The organism is Sulfitobacter sp. M05, from assembly GCF_029285175.1.
Classification (GTDB): Bacteria; Pseudomonadota; Alphaproteobacteria; order Rhodobacterales; family Rhodobacteraceae; genus Sulfitobacter.
Genome location: NZ_JABEDH010000007.1, coordinates 128286 through 137370 on the forward strand (window position 1 = coordinate 128286; position 9085 = coordinate 137370).

11 protein-coding genes are annotated in these 9085 nt (G+C 57.0%); 5 read left to right on the forward strand and 6 right to left on the reverse strand.

The window, feature by feature from the left end:
• Nucleotides 1–110 precede the first annotated feature (110 nt).
• The gene (locus tag HKX44_RS18735) at nt 111–1025 is read left to right on the forward strand and encodes a DUF2493 domain-containing protein (protein WP_276152871.1); all 915 of its coding nucleotides are present in this window, start codon (nt 111–113) and stop codon (nt 1023–1025) included.
• On the opposite strand, the gene HKX44_RS18740 is transcribed toward HKX44_RS18735, so the two are convergent.
• Nucleotides 1022–1210 (reverse strand): hypothetical protein, encoded by a 189-nt coding sequence (locus tag HKX44_RS18740; protein WP_276152872.1) that lies wholly within the window; start codon nt 1208–1210, stop codon nt 1022–1024. The genes HKX44_RS18735 and HKX44_RS18740 overlap by 4 nt on opposite strands.
• 118 nt (nt 1211–1328) lie before the next feature.
• Here HKX44_RS18740 and HKX44_RS18745 point away from each other — a divergent pair, with 118 nt between their 5' ends.
• The 4 genes from HKX44_RS18745 (at nt 1329) to HKX44_RS18760 (ending at nt 4437) form a co-directional block, all read left to right on the forward strand.
• The gene (locus HKX44_RS18745) at nt 1329–1844 is read left to right on the forward strand and encodes a DotD/TraH family lipoprotein (RefSeq protein WP_276153156.1); all 516 of its coding nucleotides are present in this window, start codon (nt 1329–1331) and stop codon (nt 1842–1844) included.
• Nucleotides 1841–2737 carry a type IV secretory system conjugative DNA transfer family protein gene (locus HKX44_RS18750; protein WP_276152874.1) on the forward strand — a complete coding sequence of 299 codons (897 nt, stop codon included), beginning with the start codon at nt 1841–1843 and terminating at the stop codon, nt 2735–2737. The genes HKX44_RS18745 and HKX44_RS18750 overlap by 4 nt, the downstream gene beginning before the upstream one ends.
• Nucleotides 2734–3969, forward strand: coding sequence for an ATPase, T2SS/T4P/T4SS family (locus tag HKX44_RS18755; RefSeq protein ID WP_276152875.1), 1236 nt, complete (start codon nt 2734–2736; stop codon nt 3967–3969). Before HKX44_RS18750 ends, HKX44_RS18755 begins: the two co-directional genes overlap by 4 nt.
• A 93-nt stretch (nt 3970–4062) precedes the next feature.
• The gene (locus HKX44_RS18760) at nt 4063–4437 is read left to right on the forward strand and encodes a hypothetical protein (RefSeq protein ID WP_276152876.1); all 375 of its coding nucleotides are present in this window, start codon (nt 4063–4065) and stop codon (nt 4435–4437) included.
• A 3-nt stretch (nt 4438–4440) separates the two neighbouring features.
• Here HKX44_RS18760 and HKX44_RS18765 read toward each other — a convergent pair whose 3' ends face one another.
• The 5 genes from HKX44_RS18765 to HKX44_RS18785 all read right to left on the reverse strand — a co-directional run.
• Entirely contained in the window at nt 4441–6732 is a 2292-nt protein-coding gene (locus tag HKX44_RS18765; protein WP_276152877.1) for a DotA/TraY family protein, read from the reverse strand.
• Nucleotides 6729–7286 (reverse strand): hypothetical protein, encoded by a 558-nt coding sequence (locus HKX44_RS18770; protein ID WP_276152878.1) that lies wholly within the window; start codon nt 7284–7286, stop codon nt 6729–6731. The genes HKX44_RS18765 and HKX44_RS18770 overlap by 4 nt, the downstream gene beginning before the upstream one ends.
• 14 nt (nt 7287–7300) lie before the next feature.
• A complete protein-coding gene (locus HKX44_RS18775) occupies nt 7301–8458 on the reverse strand; it encodes a hypothetical protein (protein WP_276153249.1) in 1158 nt (385 codons plus the stop codon).
• Entirely contained in the window at nt 8448–8717 is a 270-nt protein-coding gene (locus HKX44_RS18780) for a hypothetical protein (protein ID WP_276152880.1), read from the reverse strand. Before HKX44_RS18780 ends, HKX44_RS18775 begins: the two co-directional genes overlap by 11 nt.
• Nucleotides 8707–9085 (reverse strand): hypothetical protein (locus tag HKX44_RS18785; RefSeq protein ID WP_276152881.1); only part of this gene is annotated, 379 nt, incomplete at its 5' end. The genes HKX44_RS18780 and HKX44_RS18785, both read right to left, overlap by 11 nt.

Consider the following 9085-nt stretch of genomic DNA (forward strand, 5'->3'; position numbering starts at 1 on the left):
CTTCGCTGCGCTACGGCCCTTCGGGTGCGCCCGGGCTGCTGACGGTCCTTTTATCGCCCCATCCAAATCGGATCAGGACGAAACCCAAAGCCTCAAAAAAGGACCAGATCATGACCCTCGCATCCTTCACTTTCACCCCCGACGCAAGCGCCACAGCCAGCGTCCTCGACGATCTCGCCCTCTACGGCGCGACACCACCCGAAGACGAAATCGATCGTCGCCCACTGCCCGAAGAGGACCAGACTGAGATAGCCATCAGCTCCATGGTCGAAGCGAGCCACATGCTTCTCGCCGACACACAGCTCGAAGAGGATCTGCAAGAGATGCTCTGGTCCCTCACCAACATCTTTCATCGCCGCCTCAACCGATTAGAGCGCCAGCTCGACGAGAATGAATGCGAACAACGCGACCTCGTTCGATGCCAGGACGGATCAGAGGTCAAAAGCCTGGAGTTGGAACGCAAGATCGAGCGCGGACAAAAACTGGTCGAGCACCGGGATGCCTATGAGGCGATGCGGGATGCGTCAGCCGCCCATTTCCACACAGAGACCGGATCGATCTGGATGCCAAGATCAGGATCGCGGGTTTCGCACAAGAACCTCACAGCCTCGGTGGTCGACAGCCGCAACTTCCTCTCCGCAGAACAACGAAAGAAGAACGAAATCCACTGTCCCGATGGCACCCGCATCGCCTTCACCGGCGGCGACTACCAGGATTACGATGCGATTTGGACCATCCTCGACGGCTCAAGAGAGAAATATCCGGACATGATCCTGCTGCATGGCGGTACACCGAACGGAGCCGAACACATCGCGAGCCTCTGGGCAGAGAACCGAGGCGTCACCCAAGTGGTCTTCCGTCCCGATTGGAAATCACACAACAAAGCGGCCCCCTTTAAGCGCAACGATAAACTCTTGAAGACCATGCCGAAGGGTATCATCGCCTGCCCCGGCTCCGGTATTCACGAAAACCTCGTTGATAAAGCTCGTAAGCTGGGCATTCCGGTCAAAAGGATTGGGGGCTAAAGCTCCCTCCCCTCTGGCGCGTGTTCATCAAGGATACGCGCCAGAAGATCAATTTCATTCATGACATCGACAATGTCTCGTGTTGCTGAAGAGTTGAGGAAAGCTTGTAGCGCAAAACTGGTGTCGGGTTTTACGGCAAGAACGGCAAGTTTTCGCGCAATATCCCCAAACTGGGCTGTCTTCATACCATTCACCTATGCAGCCGCCGTCTCCTATGCTCTTGTATCATTATATATAACGATAGAAGAGCATCAGTCTTTTGAATCAACCTGACGATAAACATAACGAACGATGGGGATGTGGATGCGCTTGGCCCAGAACGTATTTTTGATTTTCGGGCTGTTGAGCTGCGCAGCTTGCGCAGTCACCACCTCGCCTGAAACCACCAGCCTGTCAGCTTTGATCGATGCGGAAACTTCGGTGGTGGATCGCGAGATTGCCGACGCAGGTCTCTACAATGGTGTGCTCGAGCCATATGCGACGGGCACCACGACGCTGCTAAATCCCGATGTTGTGGCAGATGAACGCCTGATGACGGTCGTGCATTCTGCGTTCACCGGCCCAATCGAAGACTTCGTCTCCACAATGGCGCTTGAGACCGGATACCGGGTGATCGCGCAAGGTGAAAAACCTGGTGCGCCGATCATGATCACACTCATTCAAAGAGACCTGCCCGCTATGGGCGCACTGCGCGAGGCGTTCTTTCAAGGCAAAGAGCGCGCAACGTTGGTCGTCGATCAACGCGCAATGACGATGACGATCGTCTATAGTCGGCCCGAGGGTAGCCCGGTTCCCCATATCGAGGACACGGAAGTATGATGCACCATCTGCGCAGCCCCCTTCTGCCGTTCTTGGCCCTTTTCGTCTTAGCCGGGTGCGAAACTCTCCAGCTTGAAGAGGCAGATTTCCAAGAGCCTGACCCAATCCTCATAGGCGGTCCTGATCAGTTTCGCTCCGACAGGCCCCCTGCCGACTTCGCAGAGTTCAGTGTCCGCACACGACGCGGGAATTACGAGACGTCGGTCGAAGAAGATCGCTATGATCTATTGCGGGAGGCTGCCGTGTCATATGCCGCGCAGGCTGGCTATCAGCATCGTGTCTGGGAAGTCATGCGGCAGTTGGAACGCGACAGCCCAAAACTGTCCCGAACGTTCGATTTCAACAGGGTTTCTTACCGTGCGCCCCGAGAGACGGGATATATCCTCCCGCCCGTCGTGAGCCGCGCCACGGCTGCCATCAATGTGGATGAGAGCGGACAGTCTGCTGTGGCAGCCGATGAATTCTACCGCCTCGAGATACCAGGGCGCATCGTCACGATCATACCGACATGGCGTGACTATCTCGTTATTCCGCTTGAGGAGGCGAGTGAGCCCGACGATGATTTTTTGCCGCAAAACAAGGAGGAAAAGCAGGTGTTCAACCGCTTCGCCGCCGAGGGTTGGCAGGCGGGTGTCGAACAGGCCGACGAGGCGCTCGGCCTGAATTTCTCCCGGTTGAAGCGCGACTACCTCGGCATGGTTGAATATCGCCGCATGGTTCAGGCCGGTTTGGTCAAGGAACTGGTGATCCAGTCCAGCGAGCGCCGGTCCGCTGGTGATGGGGACGAACTCTTCATCGGCGAACGTCGGGTGCAAATCGTCAGCTCAGCGCGGTTTGTCCGGGATCCGAGCCAGTGGAAGCCTTTGCAGAGGCGTTATGCGGTGACTAAATGATCGACCTGGATAGGATCAACCTCAACCCTGATGATCCGAACGAAACTGACGTCACCATCCTGAAAGACGAGCCCAATCGGTTCGAAAGCGATCTAACGGCTTTTGATCATTTTTTGGTAGGAGCCGCGATGAAGGGGGCGTCTGACATCAACATTAGCGCTGACCTGCGGATGCGTGTGCAGCTACATGGCGACCAAAAACTCGCCACCAAACGCCGTCTGCTTATCACTGAAGTGCAGGCGATGCTGGCCCATCTGTGGTCTGCCAACGATGCGATGTCCTTGGTAAGTGCGGGACGGCCTTTGGATTTTTCTTATGAGAAGAAGATAGACCGTAAGCGCAGTCAACGGTTCCGAGTGAACGCGACCGGCGAACAGCGGTTCGGGACCAATGGGGTACAGATCACGCTTCGGGCCTTACCCGATACGACACCGACCTTGGACGATGTTGGACTGGAAGAAGAATTGCGCGATCATCTGGAACCTGCGAGCGGTATCATTGTCGTTGCTGGCGCGACCGGCCACGGCAAGTCGACAACTATGGCGGCCATGACCCGCTCCCATTTGGAGAACCGTGATCGATCTCGCAAGATTATCGATCTACAGGCCCCTATTGAATACACGTTCCGGGATATCAACACGGACGCCGCCGATGTTGCGTCCTTCATCAGCCAGTCCGAGATCGGGGTTGGTCGCAACATTCCCACCTTCGCGGAAGGTGTCCGCGCCGCGATGCGCCGTGCACCGGCCGTGATCAATGTCGGCGAAAGCCGAGACCGGGAAAGCATGGAAGCTTGCATTGAGGCCTGTCTGACCGGGCATTTGGTAAACACCACGACACATGCGGGGTCTATCGCCGAGGCGCTTCGGCGCATGGCCTTTCTGTTCCCACCCGAGGAGCAGGAGGCGCGCTCCTTTGATCTGATGACGTCGCTGAATCTGATCGTCTGGCAGAGGTTGGTCAAAACGGCAGACGGCAATGGGCGCGTCGCACTGCGTGAGTATCTCGTGTTAGATCGCAACGTGCGCGACCGGTTCCTAAGTGTACCACCATTGGAGTGGGTGAATGTTGTTAAACAGGTATTCTCGGACAGCTGTTCCAACCCAAACCTGGTCGCTAGGACTATGACTCAGTCTGCCGAAAAACTGGTTCAACGCAAAATTGTGAAGGTGGAGGATGTCTCGGGCATTCTTCAGGCCGGGATAGGGTTTCTAGGGCAGATCAAGCTTTAGTCTTGTCAAAATGTAACGCTAATAGCGTTAGGTGCTACGATACATGACAATCAATTGTGTGGTCAAAACACCCACTTTGTGTCATAATAAAATATGTTCAAATGGTTCAAAAAAATACGACAGACGCATAGCAAGATCGGCTTTTTGGTGCATCTTGCTGGCCAATGGCTGGCTGTCGGTATGATGATCTATTTCTGGCGCGCTATGATCCATCTGCTGGATACCGTCGAAGCATTTGCAGAGGAGTGGCAAAGGAGCAGTTCAGAACACTTTGAGTTTATTGATGGCCTGGTCGCGATCCCGGCCCATTTAATTTCGGAACCGATTTACTTCCTGCAATTGACTTCGATCGTCATCGTTTTGCATCTGACGGTAAACCGAACGGGGTACCGTGGTTCTGCCTATGTCCCCCACAAACCAAATCACGGCGGGATCGCCATCTTTGCCGCGATGACTCTCTTTCGCTGATGGTTATTTGTCTTTTGAGGCCTTGTTGCCGATCTGACGTGGCTGTCGGCTTCTGTTGTTGGCCAATCCAATATTTCCTGCGGAGCCAAGCAGCCCGCCCGTTGCGGCCCCTCCTTGGTATGATCCTGCCACTCCGGCGGCCTTTGCCGTCATCGCGGTCCCTGCCCCCAGATCGTCACCGATCCCATCGATCCACTTGAAGACGCGTGCCGGAAAGACGTTGATCAGGCTGAACGACCAGTCGATGATGACGACATAAAGCAATCCGACAAAGACGGTCAGAACAGCCATGGTTAGGAACTGTGACAGGACGCCGAACGCGCCCGGATCCGCCGCCATCTGCGAGCTGAGCGCAGCAAACAGCATGCCGTTAAGTGAAAACGCCGCGATCCGGAACAAGACCATGCCCAACAGGAATCCGAACACCATCAGCAGCGGTGTCAGAAATAACATCAGGAGCAAAGACCAGCCCTTGCGCGAGATGTTCGAGGAAATGCCGTGCCCATCCATCGATAGCATGGCCACAGCCCAAAGAGGTGCTGCAAACACCGCCTCGATGACCAGCAGCATGAAGGCAAGGAGGGCGATCAACCAAATGACTGCAGGTAGATAGGGCAGGACGAACCCGACGAATATCGCAGCGAAGATGCCGATCTGGAACAACCCACTGGTCATTGCGGCCAGCGTCGCCGGGATTGAACCGAACAGGGGTACGGCTGAGGCCGTTGCCAGAACGCCAATCGCAACCACTGCGTAGGTCAAGAACGTCGAGGCATAGGCCATCAACCCGATCATCGGATCGACGGTGATCGTATCGGGGGCCAGCAGCTGAATACCTTTCAGCAAGTTTGTGGGTGGTGGCAGGAAGTTTTCTGGTGAGGACGCATCATCGCCCGCATAGGCGCGCTCGGTGATGAATTCGCGCAGACCTGCGTTGGCAGCTGCCTCGTTCCAGGCCGAGACGCTCGCATTGTAGCTTGCGCCGATCCCCGCCAGGATTTTCTGCGCGTCCCGGTCGGCGTTGCTCTGGAACCAGTAGGAACGGCCCAGCTCTGTTGCCAGCGTGTTCTGGACACCGCCGTTCAATGTCGTGGAGATCAACGTGCCCGGCGTCGCCGTCGGAAACATGCCCGCAACCGCGTTGGCATCGCCAGATATTTTGCTGATCAGCATGTAATAGGAGCCTGCCATCATCCAGCCACCGGTCTTCAAATCTCCGGCGATGGCGGTGGGGGCGGAGAGCGCGCCGGACCCGTCACTGCCGATGGAGCGGATCTGTTGCGAAATCGGCGTCCCACTCTCGGTCTGGACAAGCGTAGATAGGGCACCCGGATTGACGATGGGACCTACGATGGCGGAATGCTGCTGGCGCAGCTGCACCATCATGGTCGCAAGGTTCGGGAAGTCGCCGGCGACGATCGGATCCCGCGCGGATATCTTGGCGACGACCGCCTCGGCCGGACCGCGCATGTCGGTACGCAGGGTATCGATAAGCGCGCGCATATTGATGTTGATGGTATCCATGTTCGTCGCCGGACTGATCCGCTTCAGCGCGGCCGTGGCTGGTGGTAGCGTTACCGACCCACAGGCGCTCGTGATCGTAGGTGTTGAATAGGTCATGATTTGTGGCGTGTAGGCATCGATCTGGGGGGTAGCAGGCGCGGGGGCCAGATCGGACCAGTTGCCGCCGCTGACCAGTTGCAGATCACCGCCCTTCGAGACCTCGAAGTTATACGCCGCGCGGCAGAACTCCATGCGCCAGAGTTGTTGCAGGAACCGCGCGTCCGATCCGACATAGTCGGTCCCAACGATGGGAACCTCGTCGGCGATGATCAGGTCGGCGGTCTGGTTCCAGAAGAATGACCCTGCAGCGGTGCCCGCGCGCACCACATAGGAGATACCGTGCTGGATACCGTTATAGCCATTGTCGAGCGGGATCAGCAAAGCGAAGGCAGTGAGGATCCGGATCGGCACCCAGATGGTGGATTTCTGGCCGAGCACGATGCCTTCATGCGCAGAATCCAAAGTGCCTTGAAAGATGTTGTAGAGCAGGAAGAGTGCGCCGACCGCCAGAAACAGGATGTTGAACGACAGCATCAGGAGCGAGATCACGGTGCGGTTGTTGGCGGTTGGTCCTGGAAACAGGTCGCCGAAGATCAGGTTGAAGAACGTGTTGGAGCGATCATCCCCCGTGCCGTTGAAGATGTCAGGAACACTGATTTCTTGCGCGAGGCCGACGTCGGTGGATGCAAGAAGAAGGGTGGCCGCAATGGCGAGACTTGAGGCAACTCTCACCGGCCCTGCTTTCGGTTCTGTATTTGATCGCGCATCCGGCTTGGGATGATGATCTGCATGTTCCGCGGCAGCCGCGACGTCATATAATCGTAAAAGCCGCCGAACCGACCCTGCTCGATGATCCATGCAAAGAAGTCTGCGCGAACCGCTCGGAACATCGAGAACAAAAACAGGGCGACAAGGCTGATGACGAAGATCCGGCTGATACCCAAAAAGATCAGCCCCACAGGAATGGCCAACACAGCAAGTAGGCCCGCATATTGGAAACAGGCACGCTGCATCCGCCAACCTTCATATTGACGATCCAGTTCGACCTCGCTCATTGACTGCGCCATCTCCTGGAACCGTTTGATGCCGCCATCGTCATAGCGTCCTGTCAGTCCTCTCGGATCGAGCGCCTTGGGTCGAACCCGGTCCGCGAGGTCGCCGATAAAATCCGCTCCGAGTTTGCTGGCCTCAAAAGCCTTGTCGACGCGGCCCCGGCGCGCGAAGAACCCGGCCGCGCGACGTGTGCGGCCCTTCTTTGGTTCGTCTTTGTTGTCACGCGCCATCATTGAGCCTTCGTCTGCTAGTTGCCGAGCGGTGCACCGCCGCCCGCACCCTCGGTTCCGTCAATATTGGAAGCCAAGCTTGCCGCCTCCACCGCCGCGACGCGGCGCTCCAGACCAAACCGCATCCAGTTGACGTGGAGATCGAGGGCTTGTGTCAGGAGCAGCTCCCGCATCACCGCGTCAGGCGACATCTTGGCGATAGATTGATGCCAGTCGGGATTGGCAAACCGCGAATGCACGAAGACATCGACCGCCTGAAGCGAGGAGACTTTGTCCCCGATTGCATTGGGATAGGCCGGACCGGCTGCATTGCGTGCCCAACTCGCAAGTTCTGTCCCGCCAGTTGGAGTTGCAATGTCTCCGAGATAGGTGAACACGGCATGAGAGGCAGAGCGGCGTGTTGCGTCGACTTGCCGTGCTGCGATCCGCGCGAGACCATTTGGTGTTCTGGCTTCTTCGGTCGTGACTGGTTTTGGTGGCAGGGGATCGATCATGTTATTGATCATGCGCGCATAGGCTTGAGCGACCTGTTGGTCAGACGTGTCTAGGGTGATCGCCTCGGTCAGGAGCCGGACGTCGGAGGTTGGATCGGCGAACCCGCCGACGTTTCGAAGATTGTCACGGTCGAGCTTGATCTCTTGCGCCAAGGCCAGACCGCCGGAACGGACCGGCGCACCGGCAGCCCCATTCCCGTAGGACCTGTTGCGTGACAGGTTCGCGATATCGATACCGCCAACGCCTTGGCTGGTTTGGCCGCCGCCAAAGTTCAACACACCCGAGAGATCAATACACGCCGACGTGGCCGGATCGTAACGTCCACCCTCAGCTGCTGCCCTGATCTTCTGTCGCTCCAATAGTACTGCGTTCTGGTCTCGTCCTTCCGCAATGCGTTTTGTGGCTTCGGTTTCGCGTTTGGAATAGGCCGACAGCTGTGCCACGCCTCTGAGGATGTTGTCGGTGATGTAGTTTCCGACCTCGGTTGTGTGGTTGTTGATGTTGATGCGTGCCGTGCGCACGATGTTCTGGACGCCGCCGCAAGAACAGCCGCCGAAGGCATAGCTTGGTGTCGCGAGCGTAATGAGCCAGGCGGTTGCACACACAGACAAAGCGCTGCTTAAACCCGTCGATCTGAGCGCCACACTGCGAAGGGATGTCTTGGGAGCTTTAGTTCTCATTTGCGGTTCCTTCACTCTGGCCATTCTGGTTCTTCCCCCGAACTATGTCGTTCACTTCATCGAGGTTATTTCGAGACTCCGTCGAGCCCTGAAGCTGGATGCCGGGATGGACAGTCGGCTCTGGTTTTCCTTGGGTCACCGACCCGGGAACCTGAAACGACGTGAACTGGGTCAGCAAGGTGAACGCGATCACCGCCAAAACCACCGCGAGGGCCATCCATTTTCTGAGCGTCATCTTTCCAAAGGTATTAGCCGCCATTGCCACCTCCATAGATAAGTTCATAAACCGCATCGAGATTGTTGGGAGACACAGTCGTCCCGTTGTCGGTGACCCCTTGCCCGACTTGGCCGCCGCCGGTGTTCAAATCCACGCCGCCAATCGACGTCGTCGAGTTGCCGGTCAGGCCACCGATTGGCAGGAAGTTGAAATTCGGCAATTGCAGGAGGTTCGTGATCTGCGAGGTCAACTCATTCATCTTACCTTCGGCGAAGGAACAGACTGGACCTGTCGCGCTTTTGTGCCGCCCCAAGTGCTCGTTTAGGCCACTTTCCGTTCGAAGGCGACGGGGCTTTTCCAACCCAGTGCTGAATGCCGTCGGCGCGGATTGTAGAAGCCGTTGATATATT

Bases quoted from the DNA above. Each gene is read 5' to 3' on its own strand.
- HKX44_RS18780 (WP_276152880.1), bottom strand. From the start codon at position 8,717: ATGGCGGCTAATACCTTTGGAAAGATGACGCTCAGAAAATGGATGGCC.
- HKX44_RS18735 (WP_276152871.1), top strand. From the start codon at position 111: ATGACCCTCGCATCCTTCACTTTCACCCCCGACGCAAGCGCCACAGCC.
- HKX44_RS18745 (WP_276153156.1), top strand. From the start codon at position 1,329: ATGCGCTTGGCCCAGAACGTATTTTTGATTTTCGGGCTGTTGAGCTGC.
- HKX44_RS18775 (WP_276153249.1), bottom strand. From the start codon at position 8,458: ATGAGAACTAAAGCTCCCAAGACATCCCTTCGCAGTGTGGCGCTCAGA.
- HKX44_RS18750 (WP_276152874.1), top strand. From the start codon at position 1,841: ATGATGCACCATCTGCGCAGCCCCCTTCTGCCGTTCTTGGCCCTTTTC.
- HKX44_RS18755 (WP_276152875.1), top strand. From the start codon at position 2,734: ATGATCGACCTGGATAGGATCAACCTCAACCCTGATGATCCGAACGAA.
- HKX44_RS18740 (WP_276152872.1), bottom strand. From the start codon at position 1,210: ATGAAGACAGCCCAGTTTGGGGATATTGCGCGAAAACTTGCCGTTCTT.
- HKX44_RS18760 (WP_276152876.1), top strand. From the start codon at position 4,063: ATGTTCAAATGGTTCAAAAAAATACGACAGACGCATAGCAAGATCGGC.
- HKX44_RS18770 (WP_276152878.1), bottom strand. From the start codon at position 7,286: ATGATGGCGCGTGACAACAAAGACGAACCAAAGAAGGGCCGCACACGT.